1 protein-coding gene is annotated in these 800 nt (G+C 75.1%); it reads left to right on the top strand.

What is annotated here, in order from left to right; translation table 11 throughout:
• Window positions 1-366: 366 nt before the first annotated feature.
• Window positions 367-800 (top strand): universal stress protein (locus DQW85_RS22020; RefSeq protein ID WP_162795213.1); only part of this gene is annotated, 434 nt, incomplete at its 3' end.

The following is an 800-nucleotide window of genomic DNA, read 5'->3' as shown; positions in this document are numbered from 1 at the left end:
GGGGGCCATGGCGCGCAGCTCGGCCGCCGTGGCGGCGAGCCGGTCGGGCGCGATGGGCGCGAGCGGCCGTTCGACCCGCCCGGTGAGCGGGTCGACGACCGGGAAACGGGGCGCGGACCGGGGTTCGGGCAAGGGCGCTCCCGTGGTTCCGGAGGAGTGGTGGCGGACCCATTCTGATCATTCAAGCCGCGGCGCTGTCCAGGCGTACCCCGCGCGTCCCGGGAAAAAGACATCCATAACCGCGGTTTTCCGGTAGGGCCGATGGTCCCCAGCGGGAGGGGACCTCATCCTCTGGGAACGCCCGCGTGACAGGTGTGTCCTGAAGGAGCGGCGCTCAGCCCGCGCACGCTGCGGAGGAGGTCGGCGATGAGCAGCCCCATCGTGGTCGCGATCGACGGATCGGACCCGGCGAACGCGGCGCTCGACTGGGCGGCCGACGACGCCGCGCGCCGCGGGCGCGACCTGCGGATCGTGAACGTGCTCCCGCCATGGGCGGCCGAACAGCCGATCGACACGGCCGACGACGACGCGACGCTCGCCGAGCGGCGCGAGCTGATGCTCACCGCCGCCGCGGACCGGGCCCGCTGGCGCCACCCCAGCCTCGACGTGACCACCGCCCACCTCACCGGCGCCGTGATCGAGCGGCTGCGAACCGAGTCGGAGTCCGCGGACACGCTGGTGGTCGGCAGCCGGGGCCTCGGCGGGTTCGCCGGGCTGGTGCTGGGCTCGGTCGGGCTCGCCCTCGCCGGCCACGCGCGCGGGCCGGTCGTCATCGTCCGGTCCGCCGTGCGCCGGCCGCT

This window comes from Nonomuraea lactucae, from assembly GCF_003313395.1.
In the GTDB taxonomy this organism is placed as follows: Bacteria; Actinomycetota; Actinomycetes; order Streptosporangiales; family Streptosporangiaceae; genus Nonomuraea; species Nonomuraea lactucae.
This window is presented reverse-complemented; position numbering and strand designations above follow the sequence as displayed.